The organism is uncultured Hymenobacter sp. (assembly GCF_964242765.1).
Classification (GTDB): domain Bacteria; phylum Bacteroidota; class Bacteroidia; order Cytophagales; family Hymenobacteraceae; genus Hymenobacter.
This window is the reverse complement of sequence record NZ_CAXTBM010000049.1, coordinates 17,241-44,192: the sequence shown is the minus strand read 5'-3', so window position 1 is coordinate 44,192 and position 26,952 is coordinate 17,241. Positions and strand designations below refer to the sequence as shown.

The window sequence follows — 26,952 nt, the reverse complement described above, 5'->3', positions numbered from 1 at the left end:
GGACCACGGCACGTGGAAGTCGTGGGGTGTCATGCAGATCATGGACAAGCAGGATGGCCTGCGGAAGTATGCCGGCCCCGGTCACTGGAACGACCCCGACATGCTGGAAGTCGGCAACGGCATGGTCGCGAACGAGGACCGGGCTCACTTCACGATGTGGAGCATGCTGGCTGCCCCTCTGATTACGGGCAACGATATTCGCTCGATGAAAAAGGAGACGTCCGATATCCTAACCAACAAGGAAGTTATTGCCATCAATCAGGATAAGATGGGTGTGCAAGGCTTCAAACACAGCGTCAAAGACAGCCTGGAAACTTGGCTGAAGCCTCTAGCCGACGGAAAATGGGCCGTTACGTTCCTCAACCGCAGCAAGCGGCCCCAAGCAGTCAGCTTCGATTGGAAAGCCACCCCCATAGTCGACGACTTGTCGAAAGCAGAGCTAAATGCTGGCACTACCACCTACAAGATTCGCAACGTGTGGGCTAAAAAGGATATGAGTACCACCAAAAAAGCCTTCAATGGCACGGTTCCTTCGCACGACGCCATTCTGCTAGTACTAAACAGGTAGCACTCAGCTGTGCGCGTACTTTATAAAGGCCGCTCCCTGTATCAGGGGCGGCCTTTGTTGTAAGTCTTAAGTCTAGTTACGTTGGAAGTAGCCCTAAACACGCGAGGCAGGGTCCTAGCTAACGCACCCGAAACGCCCGAATGAACAAGGCGGAGTTCTAGTTTCCAGTTTGTATGTGGAAGCTAGAACTCCGCCTTCGTGTACCATTTCCGGGGTCACTATTTAAGCTTCTTGCTCACTAATGTGGTGTAGCTGCGGCTATCAAGGGTGAAACGCGCCTGACCTTGACGGTTGACCTTCACGCGGCGACCTTTCTGCACGGCTCGGTTTCGGTCGGTGGTGTAAGTGTAGAGCTTGCGAAGCTTGGTAGGCAGGCCCGTAAGTGTCACCGGGCGGGTAGCTCCGTTATTAACTAAGTGAAACGCGTACTGCCCCTGGGTAGCGTTTCCAAGCGCGGCACCTACTACATTAGGTTGGTCGACGGTGAGGGGCAAAGCCGCTAAGCCAGCGGGAGTAGCGGCTAGCTGCTTCAGGTTCCAGAACCGCTGCGTAGGGTGCAGTGGCGAGTTGTTGCCGAAAATACCACCTCCTACTAGCGGCGAATAGTCGGCGGTGAGCTGCCATTGCAAGATGGTGGCTGGCTGACAAATACCAAGTAAGCGGGTGTAGAGGTTGATTTCTTCTAAGGCGTAACTTTCCTCCTCGAATACGGCCGGATAGCTCCATGCCTGTGCGTCGGTGCTGCCCTCGCCCACAATGAGTGGTAGTTGCAGCGTGGTAGCCGCCTCTGCCCACTTTTGCAGCGTTTCGGTTTCCCAGCCCCGCCACGAGTGAAACGACACGGCACCTATATAAGGCCGGGCCGCCGGGTCCTGCATGGCCGGATAAATAAAGTTGTAGGTGGTAGCGTCGGAATTGTCGCCGAGCAGCAGCTTGGTTTTCAAGCCGCGCGAAACGAAGTAGGCGCCCAGCCCTTTGATGAGTTCGGCGTGCTCCTGCCCTGTTTGGCGAATGTTGATGCCCAGGTCTGATTCGTTGAACGAGAACATGGCGGCTTCTACGCCATATTGCTCTCTCAAATAGATCAGATAATCGGCAATGGATTTGTAACTGGCAGGTAGGACCGCTGGATTGAGCGGGTTGCCCCAAACCCCATCCGGACCTGGCCCATTGCCTGAGGCCGGCGAGCCCACAATAGCCCAGTTCGGTGCCGACCAAGCCGTCACAATAACTGGCATGCCTTGTTTGCTCAGGCGTTGCGCCATCTCCATTGACTCGCGCACATGCGGATGAAGCTGTCCTTGCCGAGCCGCAGCGCTCGGGTCGGTTGCCTGCTCGGGGTGCCAGCGCTGCCAAGGCATCTCGACACGACCCCAAGCCACCCGCAGGTTTTTCAGCGAATAGTCGATAACCTGCGGGTCAGTTTTGGGATTTTGCAGCCGAAAATTACCTCCAAACCCCTCAAACGGGCGGCCTGGTTGTGTTGGATTCAGCGTCAGTTGAACGGGGTTACGGTCGATTTCACCGGTGGCGCTCAAGCTGAAGGTCTTCCGAGCAGTTTGCCCCTTCGTTAAGCTGCCCGCCTGAATTGGCACGTAGAACTGGAAGGTTTTAGCATCGGCAGGTTGCAACTTTAGCACCACCGTAGCGGGCTCAGAAAGCGTAATTTCCACTTGCCGCGTGGGGGCCATTATGCGCAACCGGCTCACCAGCGCCTCTACATCAACCGTTTGGCTGTTGAGAGCCTGCCGAGTTACTGCCTGCCCTGTAGCATCCAAAAATTCCACTGTTCCGGCACCGTATGAGTCGCGAGGCACAGCCAGCACGAAATAAGCCCCCTGTAGCTCCCGATTGGTTAAGGCTTGCAGCGCTACTGTTACGTTGGCTTGGCCGGGGGCCGTATCTTCCACTGTTTCCGTAAACGCGACGCTATCAACGAGTGTAGTAATTACGTGCTTTGTGCCATCACGCTTATAGCCAGGCCTTTGTCGCTCTTTACCCGTAGCTGCCCGGCGGGCCCAGTTAGGTCCTACCGTACGCAAACTGGTTTCAAACTCCAACAACTGCCCTTGCACCCGCATACCTAATACGTTGCCCCAGGGTGTTACTTCAGCCTGCCCATACACTTGCGACACAAATGCGGTGCACAATAGGGCGCTTGTTATCAAATAACGTAGCCTTTTTCGCCAGTGGCAGGTAGTACTTTCTGACATGAAACGAGAGTAGGGTGGAAGTTGGAGAGTTATAATGGCCGTTGAAAGGCAAGAAAAACGTAGCGAGCAGGAAGTAGTATTTGCCTTAACTAAATAAGTTTGAAACCAACCCAGCCCGAGAAAAGGCGTTGGTGAGTTAAATATGCCTCCTACTTGCTATACAAAGCTAAAAGCTTTTAGCAATTCGCCTAGAAGATATTTGCGCAGAAACCAAGGAAGTCGACGGCCTCAAACCAAGGAATTGAAATGCCTGAGTGCTATGTGTTGTAATAGATCTAACAACTAGCTTCAGTAGTGGAGACGATAGCAACGCCGGGCAGTAGTACTACAAAAGCCTTCAAGCATCTTATGCAAACGGTTAATTAAAAGAGCAGGAGTGTAGCGGGCAGGAGTTGAGACGTTGAGTAGATAATCCTGAGCTATACAGCTAACCTTTCAACAAAATGAATGCTTTTGCTAACAAAAACTGCCATATTAGCTTGCAAATAGGTTTTAGCAACCACTGAAATAGCTGTTGATTTTGGCGAGCAGAGAAGTATCAAGCAGAAAAGTTTAGTTGCCAAATGCCTCTGCTTTCAGATGGAAGGACCGAGATGGCCGTAGCTTTTGTAAGCCTTAATTAACACAATCGATTGATGAGCCTCTTGCCGCGCTCCTTTATTTCCGTTTGAGCCCGCTTTCATCCTACAGACATAAAAGCAATAAACTGACATACCGCCGGTCGAACACTCCAGCCAAGAGTGACGACTTTTTACCATAGCGCCGACAACATGAGCGATTTTACCACTATAGCCTCCACACCATCCACAAAGCAGCCGCCCTCTGTTGTGCCGAGTGCGCGTACGATAAACCACTTCAACCAAAACCAGAATCTATGGGGCCTGGACTTGGGCGGGACCAAAATTGAGGGAGTGATTTTGCGGTCGGCGGCGGAGCCGGAAGTGCTGTTTCGCGACCGGGTGCCCACCGAGGCTAGCCAAGGCTACGAACACATGCTCAAGCAAGTTCAGTTGTTGGTGGAGCGCATGGAGCAAGCCGCGGGCTGCCGTCCCGACAAGATTGGCATTGGCACCCCAGGCACTATGATTCCGCAGTCGGGGCTGATGAAGAATTGCAACACCACGGCCCTGAACGGGCGCCCCTTGAAAGCGGATTTAGAGCAGTTGCTGAACCAGCAAGTTTTTATTGCCAACGATGCCAACTGCTTTGCTTTGTCTGAAACGCGTTTGGGAATAGTTAAGCAGAAATATCCTGGCGCACGAGTGGTATTTGGTATAATCCTGGGCACTGGCGTGGGCGGTGGATTAATCGTGAATGGGCAGGTAGTGGAAGGCTTCCACGGAATTGCCGGTGAGTGGGGCCACAACTACTTAAGTGAAAAAGAGGGCACAATTTGCTTCTGCGGTAAAACGGGCTGCATTGAAAGCATCCTGGCTGGTCCAGCCCTGGAACGATTTTACACTGAAAAGAGCGGCGAGAAGCTGGCATTAAAGGAAATAATGCAGCGCGCTACTGCTGGCACTGACCTAGCGGCCGTGCAAACCTTAGATCGACTTACGCACTATTTTGGCCTAGCACTAAGTGCCGTAGTGAACGTGCTCGACCCGGAAGTGATTGTAATTGGGGGTGGAGTGGGCAATATCTCGGAAATCTATACCGCCGGCGTAGCCAACATCGGGCAGCACATCATCGATCATCATTTCGCGGCTCCCGTCGTGAAACCTTTGCTAGGTGACAGCGCGGGAGTGTTTGGGGCAGCTTATTTGGTTGCCTAACATCAACAAGTGAGAAGCGCCCTACAGTGTACAGAAACTGCACAGTAGGGCGCTTTTATTATTTACGGGTGCTTTTCGGGTGCAGGAGAGGTAGGGATACCATACCGAATATGAGATAAATGCGGCGGCGACATTCTATGATATTGATTGAAACCCTGCTGTGCGTAATTGTTTTACTTTTGAGCTATCTACCAGCAGTATCCCAACATGAGCAGTAAGGTGAAAAAGCGGACATTGATCCACGACATTGCTCGTCACCTAGAGGTATCAATTGCGACAGTCTCTCTTGTGCTCAACGGCAAAGCCAAGCAGAGCCGTATTAGTGATGCCTTGGCACAACGGGTACTAGCCTACGTCGAGGAAGTAGGCTACAAGCCGAACCACCTGGCCAAGAGCTTGCGCACCGGCAAAACGCACGTTATTGGCCTCGTAGTGGAAGACATTTCCAACCCCTTTTTTGCTACTGTTGCGTGGCTAATTGAGAAGCAGGCTTTCGAGCGGGGTTACCGCATCATTTATTGCAGTACAGACAACGACACAAGTAAGGCCCGAGAACTGATTTCCATGTTTCAGGACCGGCACGTCGACGGCTATATTATTGTGCCACCCAAAGGCCTTGAAGACCAAATAAGTACCATCTTGCACGAGCATATTCCCGTCGTGCTCTTCGACCGATACCTACCCGAACTACCCACCAACTACATTGTGGTAGACGGAGCCAAAGGCACTTATGAGGCCACTCAACATTTACTTGAACAAGGCTTCACCAGTATAGCCTTCATCACGACCGACTCCAAGCAGACGCAGATGGAAGAGCGCCTAGAAGGATACGCGCGCGCGTTGCAAGAACATGAGCGGCCCCAACGAATAAAGCGTGTAGACACGGCTAGCCCCGAGAACATTCTAGCAGATATCCACACCTTCATCCGGGAGAACCGAGACTGTGACGCCATTATCTTCTCTACCAACTACTTAAGCATTTACGGGCTTGAAGTAATCGGGCAGCAAAAATTGCGAATTCCCGAAGACTTGGCCATTGTCTCTTACGACGACCACGACTTGTTTCGCCTCTACACGCCTGCCATTACCGTTATTGCGCAGCCAGTGGAAAGCATTGCCAAGAACGTCATCGATATTCTCCTGGACGAACTCAAACACCGCACCGATAAGCACACGACCACTTATCAAACTGTTGTGCTGCCAACTTCACTCATTATCCGCCAATCGTCCGTCCGCGGCGAAGTGAAAGTGCTTGGAGTTGCTAAATGAGTGGTGTCCTTGATAGTAGCCAGTGCATGGCTTAAAATAAATAGTTATTGCGTTTGCTCTAAAGCCTGCCGTAGAGAGTCTGCAAACGTGTCGTAAGGCTGATAGCCACGAGTCAGAACGTAGCCTTGGTGGCCTACGCGCAAAATTACCGTTGGGAAACCTTGTACTCCAATTTTAGCTACAGCCGCAAATTCCTGTCGAGTAGCTGTTGCCGTTTCGGGCAGTGTGAGGCGACGCAAAAACTCAGCGCCATCTACACCGTTGGCTATTACCAGCGGAACGTAGGTTTGAGGTTCGTTTAAGTTAGCGCCGTCGTGGAAATGCGCATACTGGATGGCATGCGCGAAGCTAGCTGTTTGAGCTTGGTTGAGTTGACGGAACGCATTGATGGCCCAACTTGGGGGCTCGGAATCCTGTACATAACTTCCCTCCTCCCCTAGCGCCCGAAAAGCTTCGCCGAATTCTACGCCCGTTACTTTTTCCACTTGCTGCAACGCACCACTGATGTAGCCCCAGGCTTCGCCAATCGGCTCTACCCGCTCGCCTATCACCATACCGCCGCACAGCACCGACACAGCCACTTGATCAGCAAACTCTTGCTGCACCCGCTGTAGTACTAAGCTCATACCATAGCACCAGCCGCACAATGGGTCGAAAATGTAAAGCAATTCAGGTTGGTCGGAGGCAGCGTCAGGTTGTAGCATGGTGAGGCAAGCAATAAAAAGACCGTTATGCTGCGCTTACCAAAGCATCTTGCCAGTGTAGTAATATCAGTTGATTACTATACTAGCACCATGTTTCGGCAAGCGCAGCATAACGGTCTTGCAGGTCGTTTAAGTTATTAGTTCGGAACTAGCCGTTCATGGACACCAAGAATTCCAGGTTGTCTCTGGTGCCTTTCATGCGGTCCTTCAAAAACTCCATTGCTTCCGAAGGCGTCATGTCGGCCATGAATTTACGCAACACCCAAATACGGCTTAACTCGTCCTTGCTCATCAGCAAGTCTTCGCGGCGCGTGCCTGATGCGGGTACGTCGATGGCGGGGAAGATGCGTTTGTTGGCCAGTTTGCGGTCCAATTGCAGTTCCATGTTGCCCGTGCCCTTGAACTCCTCGAAGATAACCTCGTCCATCTTGGAGCCAGTTTCGATGAGGGCTGTGGCAATAATGGTCAGCGAACCACCGTCTTCCACGTTCCGAGCTGCCCCGAAGAAGCGCTTGGGTTTGTGCAGCGCGTTGGCATCCACACCACCCGACAGGATCTTACCAGAAGCAGGCTGCACGGCGTTGTAAGCGCGCGCCAAACGGGTAATGGAATCGAGCAGAATCACCACGTCGTGGCCGCACTCCACCAAGCGTTTCGCCTTGTCCAGCGCAATGCTCGTGATTTTTACGTGCCGGTCGGGAGTTTCATCAAAGGTGGAGCTGAGCACCTCGGCTTTCACCGAGCGGGTCATGTCCGTTACTTCCTCCGGGCGCTCATCAATCAGCAAAATCATGAGGTACACCTCCGGATGGTTTTCGGAAATGGCGTTGGCTATTTCCTGTAACAGCACCGTTTTACCGGTTTTGGGTTGCGCCACAATCAACCCGCGCTGCCCTTTACCGATGGGGGCAAACAAGTCTAGAATCCGGGTGCTATACAGACCCGACTTTGTGGTGAGCTTCAGCCGCTCCTCCGGAAACAAGGGGGTGAGGCTATTGAACGGCACCCGGTCGCGGGCTTCTTCCATGGCCCGGCCGTTAATGCTGTCTGCTCCAACTAGGGCATAATATTTCTCGCCTTCGCGGGGTGGCCGGATAGTGCACTTCACGGTGTCGCCGGCTTTCAACGAAAACTGCTTCACCTGAGCCGGGGCCACATAAATGTCATCGGGCGAAGACATGTAATTGTAGAACGGGCTGCGCAGGAAGCCATAACCGCCATCGGGCATCATTTCCAAAGTGCCTTCCCCCGGAATAGTGATGTCGAAATCATTGCGGGGGCGGGGCGGTTGCGGCTGGCCGTTGCTTTCGGGGCGCGCCTGGCCATTTGCCTCCTGGCGCTGCTGGCGCTGCAACTCACGCGCTGCATAACGGTCTTCACGGCGCTGCTCCCGGTCCGGGCGACCCTGTAAGTCACGGGGCTCGCGGGGCGCCTGTGGGTCGCGGGGCAGTCGGTTCTGGTCGCGCGGTGGCTGGTCACTCGTGCGGGGCTCATTCCGAAAATCGCGCATGTCGCGGACGCCATCGGCGCTCCGGCCGTCGCCGTTGCGCGCCACGTCGGGCGATACTACCGGCCGGGTTTCACGGGACTGGTCGCCGCGTAAGTCACGGGGAGTCTGGTTTTGGTCCCGGTCACCACGGAACTCCCGCTCGCGGGGCTGGTCGCGTGGTGGGCGCGGGGCACTACCGTTTTGCTCGGGCCGGAAAATACGCGGTGTCGGCGGTGCTACGGGTGCAACCGGCGCGTCGGGGGCAGTGGAGGCTTCGGGAGCATCTGGCGTTACTTCAACTGCCGCCGGCGGTAAAAACGGTGCTTTATCTACGGCCGCCTCTAGGGGAGTGTCGTTAGCGGAAGGTGCCTCGGGTGCTTCAACTGGCGCGTCGGGGGCCGCAGCTCGATTACCACGGCCTGTAGCTTCGCGGGGGCGGCGTTCTGGTCGCTGAAAAGCTTTAATAGGACGCTCGGCAGGCGTCTCGGATGCTGGCGCTGCCACTTCAGCGGGTGCTACGGCGGTTGGTGCTTCTGGCGCTTCCACGGCAGCAGGTGCCTCTGGTACTGGAGGGGCCTCCACAACTGCTGGAGCCTCTGCGGCGGGAGTTGCAATGGGCGCAACGGCCACTGTCTCCGCTACCGGAGCCTTGGTGCGGGCACTGCGAGCTGGGGCCGCTGGGCGGGCGGGAGCCGCAGTACGAGCAGGCGCTGCAGTACGAGCCGGTGCCACAGCGCGCACGGCGGCTACCACTTGGTTGGCCACTTCGGGGGTTGCCACAAGTGGCTCATCTGCCACGGCTACATCAGAGAACGGCTGCTCCAAACGTGCTTTGCCGCTGGGCTTGATCTTGGGAGGGAGCTTATCGGCGGGAATAACGGCTTGCTGATCAAGAATCTTATATATCAGATCCTGCTTGCTGAGCTTCTTAAAATTACCGACGTTGAGTTCTTCTGCAATTTCCTTTAAGTCGGAAAGCAGACGGTCCTTCAACTCTTCAATAGTGTACATAGAGGCAATGAGGGGAGAAAAAATCAAAAGCGGAAGCACAACCAACAGTGGTACATTGCCAACAACGTCGGGCAATACCTCGAAGCCGCAAGGGCGGCATACAGCACGGGGATTTCAGGACTAAACTGAGGGAGTGATAACGGGAGTAGCGCTGGAAAATAACCGCGGGCCGGACGTTATAAAACTACCGAGAACCCGACATCAGCTGCCGACTTGTTAGCGCAATGTTAATCTAATACAGATGAACTGCCAAATCGGAACGCATATTTTGCAGAATAAGCTCCTTTACGGAGAAAAATTAGTCATGGATGCCGATATCGTTGAAATTTAGGTTGATGGCGGATGTAAATAAACTCAGCAGTACTGCGATGCAGCTTCTGAACCCACTCCCCATACGAACTGAAAATTACTAGAGCGTCGAATCAAAGTCGGTTTATATCGATACAAACTTTTATTCGCTTTGCTCTAGCAGCTTGCCTCTTTCTGCCCTAGGCTGCTAGTTTCCTTGTTTACGCAGCTTAGTGGGCGATTGGTTAGCTGAATTTAGCGTAATCTACGCGAAGCATTTAATCTGCGAAATCTAGGGTCTATTTTTACGCCGATCTTCATCTGTGTTTTCTGCCTTATGCTGCAAGTTTCCGTTCTCAAAGAGCACCCCGAGCAGGTGCTGGCCGGCCTGGCCAAGAAACATTACAAAACGGCGGAAGCTGACGTCCAAGCAATCCTCAGCCTCGACCAACGCCGCAAAGACCTACAAACTGCTCACGATGCGGCGCAAGCTGAAGCCAACGAGTTGGCCCGGCAAATTGGCGGCCTGATGAAAGCCGGTGACAAAGCCGGTGCCGAAACTCTAAAGGGGCGCACCGCCGAACTCAAGCAGCAAACTAAAGCCCACGCCGACGAGCTGACGCAGGTGGAAATTGCGTTGCAGCAAACGCTCTATAAGCTCCCGAACCTGCCCCACAGCAGCGTGCCCGAAGGTCGCTCCGCTCAAGATAACCAAGTGGTACGGGAAGTAGGTGAAATACCGCAGCTGCCTGCTACCGCCCAGCCGCATTGGGACCTAATCAAGAAGCACGACATCATTGATTTCGAGCTTGGCAACAAGATTACCGGCGCCGGCTTTCCGGTTTATAAGAAGCAAGGCGCCCGCTTGCAGCGTGCCCTGATCAACTTTTTCCTGGACGAAGCCCGCAATGCTGGCTACGACGAAGTGCAGCCTCCGATTCTGGTAAACGAGGCCTCGGGCTACGGCACCGGCCAACTGCCCGACAAAGAAGGCCAGATGTACCACGACGCGCAAGACAACCTTTACCTAATTCCAACAGCCGAGGTACCCATTACCAACCTCTACCGCGACGAAATTGTGGCGGTGGATAAGTTGCCCATCCGCAATGTAGGCTACACGCCCTGCTTCCGCCGCGAAGCCGGCTCGTGGGGCGCCGATGTGCGCGGCCTCAACCGCTTGCACCAGTTCGACAAGGTGGAAATCGTGCAGATTGCTTTGCCTGAGCAGAGCTATACCATCCTCGAAGAAATGGTAGCTCATATCGAAAACTTACTCCAGAAGCTGGAGCTACCTTACCGTGTGCTACGCCTTTGCGGCGGCGACATGGGCTTCACTTCCGCCCTCACCTACGACCTGGAAGTGTGGAGCGCGGCCCAGGGCCGATGGTTGGAAGTTAGTTCGGCCAGCAACTTCGAAACTTACCAGGCCAACCGCCTTAAGCTGCGCTACCGCCCCGAAGAGGGAGCTAAAACTCAGCTTTTGCACACACTCAACGGCTCAGCTTTGGCCCTGCCTCGCATTGTGGCCGCTCTGCTGGAAAACAACCAACTGGAAGACGGCAGCATTCATTTGCCAGAGGTGCTGCACTCGTATTGCGGGTTCAGCAAGATTGGCTGAATACTGCGTTCCTACAATACAAACGGCCCGCTCGAAATGATTTGAGCGGGCCGTTTCATGTAAAGAGTCCTGGTCGGCGTTGCGGCAGCGGCAAAGAATCGGCACTTACCTCTTCCTGGCTGAAGCCACAGGCAGCGCAAAACGTGCTTTTGGCGTACGCAGGGGTTTGGTACACCGCGAGCAAGACGGGCCATACCGCGCTACCTCACAGTGCATTACTGCACTAGGGTTTGTCTCCACGAACCCAGTTAATAGGCACTGCATTTCCAGCATTAGCCGAAACTGTTGTCCTGAGCTCGTAAGATCAATGCTAAAGATTGTCCCGTTGACGAGCTTCTTCAACGATTTGGATTTCACGTTCTTAAGCTTTCTGGATCAACGCTACTTCCTTTGGCTCTAGCATCGGTATTTTCTGCTGACACGCTAGCACCATAGCGTTTTCACGAGCTAGTACTCCGCCATTTGGTCATCTGCATAGCACCAGGCCCATTGCTCGCCAGGCTCAGCGGAGATGACAACGGGGTGCTCGGTAGCCCGGAAATGCTTGGTGGCGTGCTTGTTTTTGGAAGAGTCGCAGCAGCCAACGTGGCCACAGGTCTGGCAGACGCGCAGATGCACCCAAGTATCACCGAGGGCTATGCATTCGGGGCAGGCATATTCGGCGGCCGGAACCAGGGTTTCCAGAGCTGATAGATGAGTGCAAATAGCCATGGCGGGGTTTGTTTAGGTGGCTAATGGTTGGTCGGCAGGCACTAAGTTGGTGACGATGCGCAGGCCGCTCATCAGGGTTTTCTGCACCGGGCATTTTTGGGAAATAAGCTCTAGCCGCTGGCGCTGCTCTTCGGTGAGCGGACCGATCAGGCGCAGTTCCTTCTGCACTTCTTCTAGCATCTCGCCCGGCGTTTCGCACTTGTCGCAGTCTTGGCGGTGGACGCGCTGATGACGCAGCCGCACCTCAATGCCTTCAAGCGGCCACTTCTTCTGGGTGGCGTAGAGGCGCAGGGTGATGGCCGTGCAGGCGCCTAGTGCCGAGAGCAGCAAGTCGTAGGGCGTGGGGCCACGGTCTTGGCCGCCAACCGCTACGGGTTCGTCTATTACCCATGTGTGGTGGCCGGCCTGCACATCGGCCAGCAGTGCCTCCTGACCTACTTTTACTAGCACTGATTTGTCGGGCGCGTCTGTCATAGGGTGGGCCCGAAGGCTAGATGATGTTGCTATTTGAGTGGCTGTTCACTTGAAGCCGCAGTTGACTTGCGCACAACGGCCGTGTTGGTGTTGCCTCTAAAAGGTACAATATCCCTGTGTGTTTGCGGCTTTACAAGCCTTCTATTTCATAGAAAAGGGCTGCTTGGTCATGTGTGACACAGGCAGCCCGTATCAAACAGGCAGCAGGCCGTCGGAGACACAGCAAGACTTTGGGTTTCAAGTTTTCCAGAAGCGCTGCGCATCACCGCCCTCACCTTCTCTTTTCATTTAACGCCCGTCCTGCGGTTGCGGCAGGTCTAAGTCAAACTTGATGTCGCGCATGCAGCGAAAGTGGCCTTGCGGGCACTTTTCGTAGCCGATTTTTGAGCATGGGCGGCACGGTAGTCCTCGCACCTCGAGCACCCTGAACTCGGTGCGATACGGATACATGCCGAACTCAGGCACCGTGTTGCCCCACACGCTGAATATTTCTTTGCGGAAAGCGGCGGCAATGTGCATCAGGCCGGTATCGTGGCTGACTACTAACTGCGCTTGCCGCACCAACGAAGCCGACTGGTTGAGGGAATACCGGCCGCAGGCGTTGTAAATGGTGGTTTGTGCGGCAGCTGCCGAAGTAGTAGGAAAGTAGTAAGGGCTATCAGGAATACGTGCCGGGGCAGGTGGCGAAGTAGCGGCTTGCTTCTCGAAGGCCAGTTCCACTACATGGCCAGTGCTTTCATCCTCGGGGCCACCGAGCAGTACCACCGGGCGCCGCAGCTGGCCACATAGCTCGATAATGCGCTCCACGGGCAGGCGTTTGGTAGCGTGCTGCGCTCCAATAGCAAACGCCACGTACCCGCGCTGAAAGCCGAACGGCAACGTTGCTAAATCTACCTCGTCGGCTTCCGGAATGAAATAGTCGAGGCCCTTTCCGTCATTCTTTACCCCGAGTTGCGCTGCCGCGGCCAAATAACGGTCCACGATATGGACGCGGGGCATCGTACTGATTTTGAACTGCACGAGCAGCCACTTGCGCAGGTTCAGCTTGTCGAAGCTAGCCGACTTCACCCCCAGCATAGCTTTGAGCATGGTGGTGCGCAGGTTGTGGTGCAAGTCAACGACGAAATCGAACTGCTCTGTTTTCAACTCGGCCACCAGTTCCTTCAATGTGCCCGTGAGGTAATGCACCTTGTCGAGGTACGGGTTGGGCTCAAGGAAGCTTCGGTGGGCGGGTTTGGTACAGTAATGCACAATTGCCCCCGGCACTTGTTGTTTCACGGCCCGGATAACGGGCGTTGTCAGCACAATATCACCGATAGAGGAAAAGCGCAGAATCAGAATTTTCATAAGGAGAATACGGGAGCTGGGAGGCCGGAGCTAGAAAACTAAGAGCTAAGAATCGGGAGACAGAACGTTGTGCCGTTTGCTTTTCTCCCAATTCCTAGCCCTGACTCGCTGCCTGTAGCTCTTCAAACAAAATCACCCAAATAAGGAATCCTTGAACTCCAGAGGCGGCTTGATATCGGCTTTGCGCCGGGCAAAATAGTCGGCCACTTCGCCTACCGATTTGGCATTGAACGTCATGTCCTTGGTCAGGCCTCCTTTTCGGCCCATAAACACGCCGTAGCGCATATCGGCATAGCCGTTGGTATGGTGCGCGTCGGGGTTGATGCTGAGTTGCACACCCTGCTCTAACGCGTAGTGCACCCAGCGCCAGTCCAGGTCGAGGCGCCAGGGGTTGGCATTGATTTCGATAATAACCTGGTGTTTGGCGCAGGCGTCGATGATGGCTTTGTGGTCGAGGGGATACCCCTCGCGGCGCAGCAACAGGCGGCCCGTGGGGTGCCCGAGCATGGTGCAATACGGGTTTTCGATGGCCCGTAACACGCGCGTGGTGGCTTTGCTCTCGTCCATGCGCAGGTTGCTGTGCACCGAGGCCACTATGAAATCAAAGGTTTCGAGCACAGCGGGCGGGTAGTCGAGCGCACCATCGGAGAGAATATCAGATTCGATGCCTTTGAAGATGCGGAACGGCGCCAACTCCTGGTTTAGCTCCTCGATTTCGCGCTGCTGCTGGCGCACTCGCTCCACGCTCAGCCCATTAGCATAGTGCGCGGCCTGCGAATGGTCGCAAATACCGAGGTACTCGTAGCCTTGGCCTTGCAGGAAGGTGGCCATTTCGCGCAGGCTGTGGCTGCCGTCGGAGTAGTTGCTGTGGTTGTGCAGTGAGCCGCGCAGGTCGGAGTCTTCGAGCAGTTTGGGCAGTTGGTGCGCTTTGGCCAAGGCTAGCTCGCCGAGACCTTCGCGCATTTCGGGCTCTACGTATTGCAGGCCGGCCTTCTCGTAGATGGCAGCTTCCTGATAGAACCGCTCCCGGTACAGCAGTTGCCGCAGCGTAGCCGGTTGCCCCGCTGGCGTGTCGGTAAGCGCCTCCGAAAGATGGGTTTCGGCGGCTGAATGCAGGAACACTTGGTTGGTGAAATCTTCTTTACCTACCAGCAGCACTTCCACTTTCACGCCCGACGCCGTGGCCGTGCCCCGCCACGCAAACGGACCGGAGCGTAGTGGGTCGGGCGTAAGACCTTCGAGTTGGTTGAGTAAGGCGTGCGCTTTGGTGGGTTGCGTGGTGGCCGCTACCAGTGCCACCGCTTCAATAGTTTCCAGCCGGCGGCGCACCTCCCCTACCACCGCTACTTGCTCGGTGAACAGCGCTTCTTGCAGCCGCTCCCGCAGGTCGTTGGCTAGTTCCTCGGCTTGCGGATACAGCAGTTTGCCACTGCTCTGAGCCGAGAATTCTAGGGCTTCGAGGATGGTTTGCTGCGTTTTCTGCCCGAAGCCTTTAAGCTTGCTTACCTGGTCGTTTTCGGCGGCTTCGCGCAGTTGCTGGGGGCTTTCGATGCCGAGTTCCTTCCAGAGCGCCCGAATCTTCTTGGGGCCAATGCCTTTTACGCTCAGCAGTTCCACTACGCCGGGTGGCGTGGCGGCGAGCAAGCGCGTCAGTTCCTCGAAGGTGCCAGTATCCAGCATTTCGGCCACGCGGGCGGCGGCGGTTTTGCTCAGGCCAGTGCGGTCGGGCAGGCCGTGGCGTTCTACATTGGCCACCGGAAAGCTCAACGCTTCGAGGGCACTGGCCGTACCTTCGTAGGCCCGGATTTTGAAAGGATTTTCGTCGTGCAGTTCCAGCAGTTGGGCGGCCAGCCGGAAAGCACGCGTGAGGGCGCGGTTGTCCATAGCAACAAAGGTAGTTTCTAGTGGCTGATTGTTGATTGAGGAGGAATGGTAGTCGGTTGGGGGTAGACAGCGTAAGCGGAACAAAGCCCTGCCGTTGCCGATTTCTTACATTCGTTGCGTGGCAGCTAACGGCAAGTTGTGCTACTTCAACGCAGGATAAACTTCCTGGATGACGTGGAAGTACAAATAGCCCAGATTCTTCCGCCATTTTAGACGCGGAATCTGGGAAGCACGTTCAACAAGAAACTGAACCCAGGAACTATAAACTTCCCCGAAATATGCGTCTGTTCACTTTGTTGGCTTGTTTGAGCGTGCTGCTACTGGCCGCCACCTGCCAACCTGGCGCCGAAACCGCCATCCACATGAAACAACTGGAACGCACTTGGCTGCATGCCCACGAAGAAGACCAAGGCGACGTGCGGGTGTATCGGCCCAATACGTATGCGTTTCCGCCTTCCCGCGGCCGCACCGGCTTTTCCTTCGACCATAGCGGCCTCTTCACGCAGCTCGACATTGCCCCCCCCGATGGCCTCGAAGACCGCAAAGGCAAGTGGACCGCCGAAAACGACCACACGCTACGGATTTCCCTCGACGATAAAAAAGATCCTGACTACAAGCTGGAAATCGTGTCGGTAGATAAGGATGTGCTAAAAGTGCGCCGAATTGAGCCCTAGCCTTCTGCAACCTTACACGCCTGAAAGGACTCCTGTGTGTTCAGGAGTCCTTTTTTGTATAACCAACCTTCTTATGCGCTACCCTTATTTTCTCTCGCTGTTTTTTCTGCTTACCCTTCTGCTCGGCAGTTGCAAGAAAGACGATACTGCTTCACTACCTGATGGTTTTATAGGCCATACTTGGCTGCATGCCTACGAAGAAGACCAAGGCGACGTGCGGGTTTACCGGCCAGAAACCTATGCATTTCCTCCTTCCCGTGGCCGCACCGGTTTTTCCTGTGATTCCGACGGCGTGTTTACCCAGCTCAGCATTGCCCCCATCGATGGTATAGGGTCTCAAAAAGGCAAATGGACCATCTTCAGTGATAATACGCTCCTCGTTTCTTTTGATGGCCAAAAAGATGTAAATTATAAATTACATATAATTTCTCTGAAAAATGACGTTTTAGAAGTAAGATACCTGTACTAAGAAGCTACCCCTCTATTAGCTATTGGGGCCTTGCCTTTACCTACTCTACTATGCGCCTTCCACACCTACTTGCCTCTTTTTTTCTCGTTATCCTCTTTCTCAGCAGTTGCAAGAAGGACAGTGACGTAACGGCACCCGATGCCCTGTTCGGCAAAAGCTGGTACAATACGCGGCAGCAGGATGCTTCCGGAGCGTATGTCTATCAGCCCGAAGGCACTTTTGAACCCGTAGGCTGGGGTATCGATGGATTTCGGTTCGAGAAGGACGGCCGCTTCCTGTACTACACCCAAGGCCCCGCCGATGAGTTGCTAACTATTCCTGGCACCTGGAGCACGGAAGACGACAATACATTTCGCATTCAGCCGGACGACAGCCGGTATTCCGCGTTTGGTATTCTGATTTACTCGGTGCAAACCAACTCATTGAAGGCGCGCAGAACCCCCTAATAGCCATCCTGATTTCAACCCGAGCGCATTCGGTAGTAGCTTGCGCCGTATGAACTATTGGCTCGTTAAATCAGAACCCGCTGCTTACTCTTGGGCGGATTTCACCCGTGACGGCGGCACCGAATGGACCGGCGTCCGTAACTTCCAGGCCCGCAACTTCCTGCAACAAATGCAGCCCCGCGACTTGGTCTTGTATTATCATAGCGTAACCGGCAAGCAGGTAGTGGGCATAGCCGAAGTAGCCCACCCGGCCGCACCCGATGCCACCGCCGAAGCGGGTAGTGCCTGGGTGGCCGTGCACCTCAAACCCTGCCAGCCCCTAACGCAGCCCGTAACGCTAGCGGCCATCAAGCAAGACGAGCGTTTACGCCAGATTGGCCTGTTGCGTCAGTCCCGGCTATCGGTAATGCCGTTGAAAGCCGAGGAATTTGATGCTATTCTGGAATTGGGAGAAGCATGAACGAAGGGGCAGTGAACTTGTGCGCAGCAAATTTCAGTTGCATCTGCACGGACAGAGTGTTGAATTTACCTTCTCATCATGTGGTCAGTTCATTCTCGACTATTTCCTGGCTCCACAACTTCACCTAATTCAGTACTTCCCGTATCTTACCCAAGCATAGATGCTGAGGCGGGCATCTGGCCCTGGTTATGAAATACGTATATTCTTACCTCTGCATTTTACTTGTAGGCGGGTTTGCCCGGTTCGGACTAGCACAACCGGCTCCTCCCACGCCCGTGCAGGGCTTGCGGATGGAATTGCCATTGGAAGTGTATACCAGTGATGTGCAGGTGCTACCGCTGCCCCAAGACAGTAGCCTGCTCCTGCTAATAGATAAAGAATCACTGCTGGGGCGCAAGAATACCAGCTACGAGCTACAAAAGTACAACTACCGTTTGCAGCCCCAGTGGCTTAAAGTGGTGGAAATACCCCGGGAGTTCGAGTTTCGGCAGCTTTGCGGCGAAGGAACGAATGCGTACGCGCTATTCCAGTCCGAAGCGGTGGAGCACCGCTTGTACGTAGCGGCCGTGGACGGCACCAGCGGCCGGGTGCGCACCTACACCTTCGATACCAAGCTCGCGCGCAGCATCTACGACTTGAAAGCCCTGGACGGCAACCTGTTTGTATCGGTGCTGGTTGACAATCACCTAACGATTTTGCTGCTGGATCTGGCCGCCAACAAGTATCAGTTTCTGCCTTCGGTATACGAGCCGCTGCCCGCTCAACTCTCGTTTCTGGCCGATTCGGCAGCTCGGCGGGCCGAATTTGTCTTAAGCCAAACCAACGGGTTCAAGACGCGGCTGCAACTAAAGCAGCTCTCAGCGCAAGGCAAATTGCTGCGCTCGGAATTTGTGCAAGCTGAAAGCGAACGGGGCCTTATTTCGGCCCAGATAAGCCCTGCCAGCGACTCGGCTAGCGGACGGCTACTGGCGGGCACTTACACTCTGCGCGACGCCCGCTATTCGCAGGGCTTGTTTGCCGCCGACCTTTCGGCAGGCGTAACGCCCACCGGCTCGCGCCGCTCGTTGCGGTTCTATGATTTTGCCAATCTCAAGCACTTCTTCGACTTCATGAGCCCAACCCGGGCCGCCCGGCTTCGGCAACGGAGCGAAAAATACCGCGCCACCGACCGGGTGTTGCGGCTACGCTACCGCACCCTGATTCATGACCTGATACCGTTTCAGGATGGCTACGTGATGGTGGCTGAAGTCTACTACCCGCAGTACCGCCAAAACGCCTATAGTCCCTTCGGGGGGGCTTATTTGCCGTATAGCCCCTACCGCTACGGGGGCTACAATACCTCTAACTGGTACGGCGGCAGCCGGCAGGCCGAGGGCTACCGCATCACCCACGCGCTGGTATGCGGCTTCGACAAGCGCGGTAATCTACTCTGGGACAATACGTTCGTCCTCAAAGACGTGTACAGCAACAGCTTAACAGAAACGGTGCGCTTGCGCCCCCTCCCCGACGGACAGCGGGTAGCTATTGCCTACCTCGACGAAGACAAATTCAACTACAAGGTCATCGACCATACCACTCCTTCCCCCAACGATTTGCATGTAGATCTGCAAACGACGGCCTTGCCCACTGTAAAGGAAAAAGCCACCAGTACCAGTCAGGAAGGGCTGGTTGCGTGGTATGGCAGCCGGTTCCTGGCTTTTGGCTACCAGAACATCCGCACTGAAAAAGCACCTAACCGGGAAGTGTTCTTCGTGAATGTTATCGGGTTTGAGTGAGTCCAGTACAAAGCGCAACGGGTTGGTCTGTTTACTGCCACCTTCGCCTGTCGTCCCCGTATAGGACCATCACTCACCTTTTTCTCCTTATATGAAATTTCGTTTGCTGACCTGGGTGCCCTTGGTGGTACTGTTATTACTGGCAGGTTGCCGCTCTGCTGGTCCCGGCCGGCCGGCTCGTACTGTGTCCGAGTTCTTCAACAAATATGAGTCACGCTCCGGCTTCAAAGCTACCGACTGGAATGCGGGCCTCACGACCCGGTTGCTACTGGGGCGCCTGGGCAGTCTGGGTGGCGGCACCGACCTCACGCAGGCACTAGCGTCTGTCCGTAGCTTCAAGGTGCTCACCTTCGCCCCAACCAGCAACAGCGCCCAAAAACTGGTAGCCGATGGCTTAGTAAGCGAAGTAAATGGCTTGCTGGCCAACGAAAAGTATACGCCGCTGACCACTTCCCCCGACAGCAACGTGCGCTACGCCACCCGCAAGCAGGGCGACCGAATAAGCGAAGTAGTAGCCACCAGCAGCGTGTCCGGCGTCCCCGACTCGTTTATGCTCATGTCCATCGGCGGCAACTTCACCCAAGCCCAACTCGACCAACTCATCAAAATCCTGCCCAACGTGGCGGATATGACCAAATAGCGCTTCACGTTTCAGTCACCCGAAAAGCAAAACGGCCGCTCCTGCATGGAGCGGCCGTTTTGCTTTTCGGTGATACTACTGTTGCCCACTCCCGACCTCATTTGCTTGACGCACAGAATGCTGTACGCTAACCCCAAGTGTCGCACCACCACAATAGTCCGCTCATAGAAGAGCAGTGATTGACCACCTCAGCTGCAAGAAGCTATTATAAGTCAACGAAAAACTGTCGGCAGGATGCAGAGACGCTTCCTAGCGTCTCGTCGGCTGGGTCGCAAGACCTGGTTTCGTTCAACGACGAGACGCTAGTAAGCACTTCTACTTTGCTGGCGGCCAAAACAATAACTCAAACAGCTTCTACCACAAAAAAGGCCTGCTCTCATGAGAGCAGGCCTTTCACATTGGCAGCGCGACCTTGAACCGCGCGGCTTTCTTTACTTTTTACGCGGAGCAGCTTTCCGGACGGGAGCCTTGCGGGCCGGTGCTTTCTTCACTGGTGCTTTTGGCGTGGCCTTTACCGGAGCAGCCGGAATTTCCGGAGCCGGACCATATTTGGTTTCGGCTGGGTTCGGGTCGTCGGGCAGGTACACGTCGAATTCCACGCGGCGGTTGAGGGCACGGCCTGCTTCGGTAGCATTATCGGCAATGGGTTTGCTTTCTCCATAGCCATGCGACACAATACGGCTAGTCGGCATGCCTTTGCTTAGCATATAAGTCCGGGCCGAGGCAGCCCGCTCGTCTGATAGGCGCAGGTTGTAATTATCATCGCCCTTGTCATCAGCATGGGCCGAAATGCCCAAGTTGTAGTCTGGATAAGCGTTCAGCAGTTCTACCAGGCCATCAAGCGTGGGGTAAGACGAGGTTTTCAGCGTGGCTTTGTTGAACTCGAACTGAATGAATTTGGTGGCTTCCTGAAGCTTCTGCTTTTCTTCCACCTTCATTTCGGGGCAGCCACGGTTCGAGGCCGGACCAGCCCGATCGGGGCAACGGTCTTGGAAGTCAGGCACACCGTCGCTGTCACGGTCGAGCGGGCAGCCGTTGGCGTCTACTTGCGTACCGGCTGGGGTGTTAGGGCACTTGTCGGCCGAATCGATTACACCGTCACCATCGGCATCAGGGCACCCTTGCAATTCTGCCTTACCAGGGGTGTCAGGGCACTTGTCGTCGCCGTCGCGCACACCATCACCATCTTTGTCGGGGCAACCTTCCAGAGTGGCCAAGCCCGCTTCGGTTGGGCATTTATCTTGGTAATCAGGTACCCCGTCTTTGTCGCCATCGAGTGGGCAACCGGTCAGGTCTACCGCTACGCCCGTAGGCGTGGCAGGGCACTTGTCTTTGCGGTCGGATACCCCGTCGCCGTCTTCGTCTTTCGCTTTACCAAAGCCAATGGTCAGGCCGGCCGTGTGCTGCAAATACCGGTCATCGAAGCTGTCCTCGTCGCGAGTTGGCACCCCGTCAATGTTGGCGCTGAAAGGAACCACCTGCGCCGTCTGCACGAAGATGCCTACTGCATCGCTGAGGCGGAAGTTGATGCCAGCGGCGCCTTTCAGCGAGAAATAGCGTCTGTCGCCATTGAGCACCACATTGTTGTAGCTGCCTTCTAGGCTGGTCAAAGTCAGCCCAGGTGCCAATGATAGATAGGGCTGAATCACAGCATCTTCTTTCAATGCCCAGCCATTGTTGAGCTTGAACTTAAGGGGCAGCGCAATATTCACCAAGTTGTTGGTGAAGTATGTGGAACCGCCAAGCGCCTCACTTTTCAACTCTACATAATCGGCCTGTAAGCCTAAATCAAAGCCTGGGGCAAGGTAGCGGTTGATGGAGATGCCAGGACCATAGAAGTTCCGGGACCATTTCCAGAAGTCGGTGCCATAGTTGCCCCTGTATTGATAGGCGCTACCATAAAGGCTAATGGCCGTTTTGTGGTCGGCACTTTGGGCCTGCGCTTTCGGAGCCGCTGCCAGCAGCGTAAATCCGAGCAGAGCGCCTGCTGGTAAAAGATTTCTCATGGTAAAATGAAATATAAAAGAAACTAAGCTAAGGCGATAGTATTGGGCTTCTAAAGCAGCCTCCTATACCTGTTCAGGTTATTTAAGGTTGTGGTTTGCTGTTGAAGTTTTTTTTACAACAATCTAATTTTAGTACCAAGTTTTCCCTTATTACTCTCTAACTCCTTGATCTGCAAGGGCATTTTCTATATATGAAATCTTTTTTGAGTAAAGAGTTTCTTCCTTACGCCTGAGAAAGAGGCACTAGGCACAAAAAAAGCGGCGGACCAGATGGCCCGCCGCTTTTCTATGGCAACTCATTCCAGCCTTATGGCTGGGGCTGAGTCGGGATGAAGAACTCGAACTTGAAGTCTACACGGCGGTTCTGCGACATGTTGGATTTCGAAGTGTTCGGAGCGGCTGGCTCACTTTCGCCACGTCCTTCCGTCACCACGCGGGTTGGATCAACCTGCTTGCCTGTGAAGTAGCGCTTCACCGAGTTAGCACGACGCTCCGACAGAGCCTGGTTGTACTCGTCAGTGCCGCGGCTGTCAGCGTGGCCGACTACCCGGATGCTGTACTCAGGGTGATCTTTCAGCGCCTGGATCATTTTGTTCAGCTTCGGATACGAGCTGGTCGTGATAACCGTGCTGTTGGTCTGGAAGCGGATTGGCTGCTCCAGTTTCTGCACAGCTGGGTCAATCGTCAGCGGGCAACCATTGGCATCTACACGAGTACCGGCTGGGGTGTTCGGGCAAGTATCCTGAGCGTCTACTACACCGTCACCGTCAGCGTCAACTACGAGTGGGCAACCTGTGGCGTCTACTTGCGTGCCGGCTGGGGTATCAGGGCACTTATCGTTCTTATCGGCTACACCGTCACCGTCAGCATCTGGGCAGCCTTTCAAAGCAGCCGTACCAGCCTGGTCGGGGCACTCGTCTTCCGAATCACGTACACCGTCGCCGTCTTTGTCAGGGCAGCCTTCGAGAGCAGCCGTACCAGCTTCGGTTGGGCACTTATCTTGGTAATCTGGAACACCGTCCTTGTCGCCGTCAAGTGGGCAACCCGTTGGGTCTACCGCTACGCCGGCAGGCGTGGCAGGGCACTTGTCTTTGCGGTCCGGAACACCATCGCCGTCTTCGTCTTTCGGTTTACCAAAGCCAATGGTCAGGCCAGCGGAATGCTGCAAATACCGGTCATCGAAGCTGTCTTCGTCGCGGGTTGGCACCCCATCGATATTAGCGCCGAATGGTACCACCTGTGCCGTCTGCACAAAGATGCCGATTGCATCACTTACCTGGAAGTTGATACCAGCGGCGCCTTTCAGCGAGAAGTGCCGGTCGTCACCGTTGAGCACTACGTTGTTGTAGCTGCCTTCCAAGCTAGTCAGCGTTAGGCCAGGCGCTATCGACAAGTACGGCTGGATCACAGCATCCTCTTTCACCGCCAGCTTCAGCTTGAGGGGCAGAGCGATGTTGACGATGTTGTTGGTGAAGTAAGTCGAACCGCCGAGCGCTTCGCTCTTAAGCTCGGCGTAGTCGGCCTGCAATCCGATATCAAAACCGCGGGCGATGTAGCGGTTGATAGAAATGCCGGGGCCGTAGAAGTTACGGTCCCACTTCCAGAAGTCGGAGCCGTAGTTGCCCTTGTACTGGTAGGCGCTGCCGTAAAGGCTAATGGCCGTTTTGCGGTCGGCGCTTTGGGCCTGCGCTTTTGGGGCCGCCGCCAGCAGCGTGAGTCCCAGCGCTGTGCTGATGGTAAGCAGGTGTCTCATAGGTGAGAGTTATTAGTGAACGGACTATTCTGGGGAGTCGGGAGAGACTTGGTACCAGAAACTGCCTACTATACTTCTCCCCATTTAGTAAAGTTGTACCACCATGGGTTTATGCACTACGCAAGCGCGCTTTTCAACCGGTTTTAGCCCCTTTTTAGGAACGTTTTTTTTAAGGCTATTACCCCTGATTTTCAGCCTACCAACGCAATAGAGGCCGATATTGCCCACCAGAAAACCTGAACATTCAGATGTTATTTTTTTCCTCAATAAATCCATAAAAAAAAGCCGTTCAGTGCTACCAAACGGCCTTTCAAATCTCGCTTTAGAAGCTTGCTCAGCGGGCTGCCCGCATCAATCGCTCGATATCGTCGGCCTCTAACGGGATGTTTTTCATCAAATCTTGGTTACCAGCTGCCGTAATCAGGATGTCATTTTCGAGGCGAATGCCGAGACCTTCTTCCCGAATATAGATGCCCGGCTCGCAGGTATACACCATTCCCGGCTCGAACACCCGGTACTTCGCCCCTACATCATGCACATCGAGGCCTAAGTAATGAGAAGTGCCGTGCATGAAGTATTTCTTGTAGAGCGGCGCGGCCGGGTCTTGGTTCTTCACGTCGCTGGCATCAAGCAAATCCAGTTTGATAAGCTCTTGCTCCATGGTGCGGCCCACCGCCGCATGATATTCCTCGATTTGGTTGCCAGCAATTAGCTGCGAAGTGGCAAACTTCATCACCCGCAGCACCGCCTCGTACACGTCGCGCTGACGCTTGGTGAAGGTGCCATTGACGGGGATGGAGCGCGAAAGATCGGCGGCGTAGTTGGCATATTCCGCCCCGAAGTCGAGCAGCATCACGTCGCCGTCCTGGCACTCCCGGTCGTTGCTCACGTAATGTAGAATGCAGGCATTGGCCCCGGAGGCGATAATGCTGCCGTAGGCCGGGCCGCGGGAGCCGTGGCGTAGAAACTCGTGGAAAATCTCGGCTTCAATCTCGTATTCCATCACGCCGGGCTCCACAAAGCCGAGCAAGCGGCGGAATGCTTTTTCGGTGATGTCGGCGGCACGCTGCATCAGCCGGATTTCTTCGGCGCTCTTAATAGCGCGCAGTTGGTGCAGCAACGGCGCGGCGCGGCGGTAGGTGTGCAGCGGGTAGGCTTCGCGAATTTTCTTGATAAAGCGCGCATCCCGGGTTTCCGCTTCCACCGTTGCCCGGATGTGCTCGTTGGTGTTCAGGAACACGTTTTCGGCCTCGTTCATGAGGGCTGGCAGCACCGCATTAAACGAATCCAACCATAGGATAGTAGGCACTCCTGACTGGGCGCGGGCCTGGTCTTTGGTAAGCTTGTAGCCTTCCCAAACCAAAATATGCTCGCTGGTTTCTTTCAGAAAAAGAATTTCTCGGTACTGGGGCAGCACCGCATCGGGAAAGAGCACGAGGATACTTTCTTCCTGATCGACGCCCGAGAGATAGAACAGATCGTTGTTCTGGCGGAAGGCCATGGTGCCGTCGGCATTAGTCGGCAGGATGTCGTTGGAGTGGAAAATAGCCAACGAAGCAGGCGGCAGCAGCTTGGTGAAGTTGTGCCGATTCTGGATGAAAAGCTCGGGGGAAATCGAACCGTAGCGCATAAGCAGAACTTAAAAGGAAAGAAACGACGTACCCACGGCGCATCCGGCGCAAGTTAGAATTTTGGTTGGAGTGCCAATTGATTTCCTGGTCTTGGCAAGCCGCTCAGTTGGCAGTCGTATAGGATTTTCTAAATTTGTATCAGCACCTTTTGTTGCTACCTTTTGTACTTTTACTAACCTTCAGCTTTTTTAGTGTTAGTATGCCCACTGCCCCTACCGGTGCTGTTCTGCTCATTCAAACTGCTTTTATCGGCGACGTAATTCTGGCCAGTGCCTTGTTGGAGCACCTGCGCCAGACCGAACCCGATACGCCCGTTGATTTCCTGGTACGCAAAGGCAATGAAAGCTTGTTGCAGCACCACCCGCAGGTGCGCCAAGTACTGGTCTGGGACAAGAAAAAAAGCAAATACCGGGGCCTTTGGCGTCTACTTCAGCAGGTTAGGGCTGCCCGTTACGGCCGCGTAATTACGCTCCAGCGCTTTGCCTCCACGGGCTTCTTAACGGCTTTTTCGGGTGCCCCAGAGCGGGTCGGCTTTCAGAAAAACCCGTTCGCCTTCGGTTTCACGCGGGCGCTGCCCCATGTCATAGAAGGCGGTGTGCACGAGGTGTCGCGCAACCTGCTCTTGCTCGACGCCAAGTATCAGGGCCCGGTTGTGCCACCCCGGCTTTACCCCTCTCCTACCGACGAAGCCACGGCCGCACCTTATGCGGCGCACGGCCCGTATCTGTGCATTGCACCCACCTCGGTATGGTTTACCAAGCAGTTTCCGCAAGAGCAGTGGGTGAAGCTGCTGGCGGCGTTGCCAACCCACTACCGCGTGTACTTGCTCGGTGGCCCCCCCGACGTAGCCGCATGCGAAGAATTACTACGCGCCAGTAACCGGTCCAACATGGTCAACTTGGCGGGTAAGCTTTCCTTGTTGGCCTCCGCCGCCCTCATGCGCGGGGCAGTACTCAACTACGTCAATGACTCGGCGCCCATGCACCTGTGCTCGGCGGTGGGCGCCCCTACCTGCGCCGTGTACTGCTCTACCGTGCCTTATTTCGGGTTTGGGCCGTTGAGTCCGTTTGCGCGGGTAGTGGAAATTCAGGGCAATTTACGGTGCCGGCCGTGCGGGCTGCATGGCTACCGAAAGTGTCCGCTCAACCATTTTCACTGCGCCCACGGCATCGAAACGGCGCAGTTGCTGGCCGTACTGGCAGAAGCCGACTTGCACGCCGCCTGCAACAGTCCGGTTGAGACGTCGCCTGAGCAAGGCGCGGGCAGCTTGGCCCTGTCTTGAGCAGCGCCCAGAAGCGTTACGTTTCGAATTGCGAGCAGAGTATTTCGCTTACAACTTGGGGCGCGTAGTTTAGAGCCTCTTTCCGGCAGTACCTTTGTCTTTCTTGGAAACCCAATGGCCTAGCTTGTTGGTTATACAAGACCGGCGCTCCTACCCGAGTGCCAACGTTCCTAAGCCCTTATCTTGATGTCTGATTACGACCTATACGAGCTGCCCAATGGCATCCGGGTGTTGCACAAGCAGGTTATTCACACCAAAATTGCGCACCTCGGCTTTCTGCTCGACATTGGCTCCCGCGACGAAAAGCCAGCCCAGCAAGGCTTGGCGCACTTCTGGGAGCATATGGCTTTTAAAGGCACTGAAAAGCGCAAAAGCTTCCACATTCTCAACCGCCTCGAAACCGTGGGCGGGGAGCTGAACGCCTACACCACCAAAGAGAAAATCTGCTTTTACGCCTCCCTGCTC

Annotated in this window: 21 protein-coding genes and 1 pseudogene; 12 read left to right on the top strand and 10 right to left on the bottom strand. The window is 55.0% G+C overall.

From position 1 onward, the window contains the following. A pseudogene (locus tag ACFE7X_RS18455) lies at nucleotides 1-568 on the top strand (glycoside hydrolase family 27 protein); the annotation flags it as partial. A 218-nt stretch (nucleotides 569-786) separates the two neighbouring features. Here the strand turns inward: ACFE7X_RS18455 and ACFE7X_RS18450 are convergent. After that, nucleotides 787-2,718: a hypothetical protein gene (locus tag ACFE7X_RS18450; RefSeq protein WP_375437160.1), complete on the bottom strand. Its 1,932-nt coding sequence runs from the start codon at nucleotides 2,716-2,718 to the stop codon at nucleotides 787-789. An 833-nt stretch (nucleotides 2,719-3,551) separates the two neighbouring features. Between ACFE7X_RS18450 and ACFE7X_RS18445 the strand changes: the two genes are divergently transcribed. Both ACFE7X_RS18445 and ACFE7X_RS18440 read left to right on the top strand, forming a co-directional pair. Further along, nucleotides 3,552-4,556, top strand: coding sequence for an ROK family protein (locus tag ACFE7X_RS18445; RefSeq protein WP_375437159.1), 1,005 nt, complete (start codon nucleotides 3,552-3,554; stop codon nucleotides 4,554-4,556). A gap of 219 nt (nucleotides 4,557-4,775) precedes the next feature. Further along, nucleotides 4,776-5,825: a LacI family DNA-binding transcriptional regulator gene (locus ACFE7X_RS18440; RefSeq protein WP_375437158.1), complete on the top strand. Its 1,050-nt coding sequence runs from the start codon at nucleotides 4,776-4,778 to the stop codon at nucleotides 5,823-5,825. A gap of 44 nt (nucleotides 5,826-5,869) precedes the next feature. Here ACFE7X_RS18440 and ACFE7X_RS18435 read toward each other — a convergent pair whose 3' ends face one another. Both ACFE7X_RS18435 and rho read right to left on the bottom strand, forming a co-directional pair. Beyond that, nucleotides 5,870-6,529, bottom strand: a complete 660-nt coding sequence (locus ACFE7X_RS18435) for a DsbA family protein (protein WP_375437157.1) — start codon at nucleotides 6,527-6,529, stop codon at nucleotides 5,870-5,872. A 148-nt stretch (nucleotides 6,530-6,677) separates the two neighbouring features. Further along, nucleotides 6,678-9,029 carry a transcription termination factor Rho gene (gene rho / locus ACFE7X_RS18430; protein ID WP_375437156.1) on the bottom strand — a complete coding sequence of 784 codons (2,352 nt, stop codon included), beginning with the start codon at nucleotides 9,027-9,029 and terminating at the stop codon, nucleotides 6,678-6,680. Nucleotides 9,030-9,654: 625 nt separating this feature from the next. Between rho and serS the strand changes: the two genes are divergently transcribed. Then, nucleotides 9,655-10,935, top strand: coding sequence for a serine--tRNA ligase (serS, locus tag ACFE7X_RS18425; RefSeq protein ID WP_375437155.1), 1,281 nt, complete (start codon nucleotides 9,655-9,657; stop codon nucleotides 10,933-10,935). Nucleotides 10,936-11,382: 447 nt separating this feature from the next. Here serS and ACFE7X_RS18420 read toward each other — a convergent pair whose 3' ends face one another. The 4 genes from ACFE7X_RS18420 to ACFE7X_RS18405 form a co-directional block, all read right to left on the bottom strand. Beyond that, the gene (locus tag ACFE7X_RS18420) at nucleotides 11,383-11,646 is read right to left on the bottom strand and encodes a UBP-type zinc finger domain-containing protein (RefSeq protein WP_375437154.1); all 264 of its coding nucleotides are present in this window, start codon (nucleotides 11,644-11,646) and stop codon (nucleotides 11,383-11,385) included. A gap of 12 nt (nucleotides 11,647-11,658) precedes the next feature. Further along, a complete protein-coding gene (locus ACFE7X_RS18415; protein ID WP_375437153.1) occupies nucleotides 11,659-12,120 on the bottom strand; it encodes an OsmC family protein in 462 nt (153 codons plus the stop codon). 288 nt (nucleotides 12,121-12,408) lie between these two features. Beyond that, entirely contained in the window at nucleotides 12,409-13,467 is a 1,059-nt protein-coding gene (locus tag ACFE7X_RS18410) for a glycosyltransferase family 9 protein (RefSeq protein ID WP_375437152.1), read from the bottom strand. A 132-nt stretch (nucleotides 13,468-13,599) separates the two neighbouring features. After that, nucleotides 13,600-15,351 (bottom strand): helix-hairpin-helix domain-containing protein, encoded by a 1,752-nt coding sequence (locus ACFE7X_RS18405; protein WP_375437151.1) that lies wholly within the window; start codon nucleotides 15,349-15,351, stop codon nucleotides 13,600-13,602. 278 nt (nucleotides 15,352-15,629) lie between these two features. On the opposite strand from ACFE7X_RS18405, the gene ACFE7X_RS18400 reads away from it, so the two are divergent. The 6 genes from ACFE7X_RS18400 to ACFE7X_RS18375 all read left to right on the top strand — a co-directional run bounded on the left by ACFE7X_RS18400 (nucleotide 15,630) and on the right by ACFE7X_RS18375 (nucleotide 19,815). Further along, nucleotides 15,630-16,025, top strand: coding sequence for a hypothetical protein (locus ACFE7X_RS18400; protein WP_375437150.1), 396 nt, complete (start codon nucleotides 15,630-15,632; stop codon nucleotides 16,023-16,025). 73 nt (nucleotides 16,026-16,098) lie between these two features. Further along, entirely contained in the window at nucleotides 16,099-16,494 is a 396-nt protein-coding gene (locus ACFE7X_RS18395) for a hypothetical protein (protein WP_375437149.1), read from the top strand. Nucleotides 16,495-16,544: 50 nt separating this feature from the next. Then, nucleotides 16,545-16,940 carry a hypothetical protein gene (locus ACFE7X_RS18390; RefSeq protein ID WP_375437148.1) on the top strand — a complete coding sequence of 132 codons (396 nt, stop codon included), beginning with the start codon at nucleotides 16,545-16,547 and terminating at the stop codon, nucleotides 16,938-16,940. Nucleotides 16,941-16,989: 49 nt separating this feature from the next. Next, nucleotides 16,990-17,400, top strand: a complete 411-nt coding sequence (locus tag ACFE7X_RS18385; RefSeq protein WP_375437147.1) for an EVE domain-containing protein — start codon at nucleotides 16,990-16,992, stop codon at nucleotides 17,398-17,400. A gap of 188 nt (nucleotides 17,401-17,588) precedes the next feature. Next, a complete protein-coding gene (locus tag ACFE7X_RS18380) occupies nucleotides 17,589-19,175 on the top strand; it encodes a hypothetical protein (RefSeq protein ID WP_375437146.1) in 1,587 nt (528 codons plus the stop codon). 91 nt (nucleotides 19,176-19,266) lie between these two features. Further along, a complete protein-coding gene (locus ACFE7X_RS18375; RefSeq protein ID WP_375437145.1) occupies nucleotides 19,267-19,815 on the top strand; it encodes a DUF4252 domain-containing protein in 549 nt (182 codons plus the stop codon). A gap of 431 nt (nucleotides 19,816-20,246) precedes the next feature. Here ACFE7X_RS18375 and ACFE7X_RS18370 read toward each other — a convergent pair whose 3' ends face one another. The 3 genes from ACFE7X_RS18370 to ACFE7X_RS18360 form a co-directional block, all read right to left on the bottom strand. After that, nucleotides 20,247-21,821: an OmpA family protein gene (locus ACFE7X_RS18370; RefSeq protein ID WP_375437144.1), complete on the bottom strand. Its 1,575-nt coding sequence runs from the start codon at nucleotides 21,819-21,821 to the stop codon at nucleotides 20,247-20,249. 307 nt (nucleotides 21,822-22,128) lie between these two features. Beyond that, the gene (locus ACFE7X_RS18365; protein WP_375437143.1) at nucleotides 22,129-23,574 is read right to left on the bottom strand and encodes an OmpA family protein; all 1,446 of its coding nucleotides are present in this window, start codon (nucleotides 23,572-23,574) and stop codon (nucleotides 22,129-22,131) included. A 334-nt stretch (nucleotides 23,575-23,908) separates the two neighbouring features. Further along, nucleotides 23,909-25,204, bottom strand: coding sequence for an aminopeptidase P N-terminal domain-containing protein (locus ACFE7X_RS18360; RefSeq protein WP_375437142.1), 1,296 nt, complete (start codon nucleotides 25,202-25,204; stop codon nucleotides 23,909-23,911). A gap of 200 nt (nucleotides 25,205-25,404) precedes the next feature. Between ACFE7X_RS18360 and ACFE7X_RS18355 the strand changes: the two genes are divergently transcribed. Both ACFE7X_RS18355 and ACFE7X_RS18350 read left to right on the top strand, forming a co-directional pair. Beyond that, nucleotides 25,405-26,487 carry a glycosyltransferase family 9 protein gene (locus ACFE7X_RS18355; protein WP_375437141.1) on the top strand — a complete coding sequence of 361 codons (1,083 nt, stop codon included), beginning with the start codon at nucleotides 25,405-25,407 and terminating at the stop codon, nucleotides 26,485-26,487. Between the two features lie 186 nt (nucleotides 26,488-26,673). Then, a partial coding sequence (locus ACFE7X_RS18350; protein WP_375437140.1) for a M16 family metallopeptidase occupies nucleotides 26,674-26,952 on the top strand: 279 nt, incomplete at its 3' end.

What these genes read in the sequence shown, in the direction of transcription:
- ACFE7X_RS18395 (WP_375437149.1), top strand. Translation starts at nt 16,099, where the DNA reads ATGCGCTACCCTTATTTTCTCTCGCTGTTTTTTCTGCTTACCCTTCTG.
- ACFE7X_RS18400 (WP_375437150.1), top strand. Translation starts at nt 15,630, where the DNA reads ATGCGTCTGTTCACTTTGTTGGCTTGTTTGAGCGTGCTGCTACTGGCC.
- ACFE7X_RS18415 (WP_375437153.1), bottom strand. Translation starts at nt 12,120, where the DNA reads ATGACAGACGCGCCCGACAAATCAGTGCTAGTAAAAGTAGGTCAGGAG.
- ACFE7X_RS18385 (WP_375437147.1), top strand. Translation starts at nt 16,990, where the DNA reads ATGAACTATTGGCTCGTTAAATCAGAACCCGCTGCTTACTCTTGGGCG.
- ACFE7X_RS18435 (WP_375437157.1), bottom strand. Translation starts at nt 6,529, where the DNA reads ATGCTACAACCTGACGCTGCCTCCGACCAACCTGAATTGCTTTACATT.
- rho (WP_375437156.1), bottom strand. Translation starts at nt 9,029, where the DNA reads ATGTACACTATTGAAGAGTTGAAGGACCGTCTGCTTTCCGACTTAAAG.
- ACFE7X_RS18410 (WP_375437152.1), bottom strand. Translation starts at nt 13,467, where the DNA reads ATGAAAATTCTGATTCTGCGCTTTTCCTCTATCGGTGATATTGTGCTG.
- ACFE7X_RS18360 (WP_375437142.1), bottom strand. Translation starts at nt 25,204, where the DNA reads ATGCGCTACGGTTCGATTTCCCCCGAGCTTTTCATCCAGAATCGGCAC.
- ACFE7X_RS18390 (WP_375437148.1), top strand. Translation starts at nt 16,545, where the DNA reads ATGCGCCTTCCACACCTACTTGCCTCTTTTTTTCTCGTTATCCTCTTT.
- serS (WP_375437155.1), top strand. Translation starts at nt 9,655, where the DNA reads ATGCTGCAAGTTTCCGTTCTCAAAGAGCACCCCGAGCAGGTGCTGGCC.
- ACFE7X_RS18405 (WP_375437151.1), bottom strand. Translation starts at nt 15,351, where the DNA reads ATGGACAACCGCGCCCTCACGCGTGCTTTCCGGCTGGCCGCCCAACTG.
- ACFE7X_RS18365 (WP_375437143.1), bottom strand. Translation starts at nt 23,574, where the DNA reads ATGAGACACCTGCTTACCATCAGCACAGCGCTGGGACTCACGCTGCTG.
- ACFE7X_RS18355 (WP_375437141.1), top strand. Translation starts at nt 25,405, where the DNA reads ATGCCCACTGCCCCTACCGGTGCTGTTCTGCTCATTCAAACTGCTTTT.
- ACFE7X_RS18445 (WP_375437159.1), top strand. Translation starts at nt 3,552, where the DNA reads ATGAGCGATTTTACCACTATAGCCTCCACACCATCCACAAAGCAGCCG.
- ACFE7X_RS18370 (WP_375437144.1), bottom strand. Translation starts at nt 21,821, where the DNA reads ATGAGAAATCTTTTACCAGCAGGCGCTCTGCTCGGATTTACGCTGCTG.
- ACFE7X_RS18420 (WP_375437154.1), bottom strand. Translation starts at nt 11,646, where the DNA reads ATGGCTATTTGCACTCATCTATCAGCTCTGGAAACCCTGGTTCCGGCC.
- ACFE7X_RS18380 (WP_375437146.1), top strand. Translation starts at nt 17,589, where the DNA reads ATGAAATACGTATATTCTTACCTCTGCATTTTACTTGTAGGCGGGTTT.
- ACFE7X_RS18375 (WP_375437145.1), top strand. Translation starts at nt 19,267, where the DNA reads ATGAAATTTCGTTTGCTGACCTGGGTGCCCTTGGTGGTACTGTTATTA.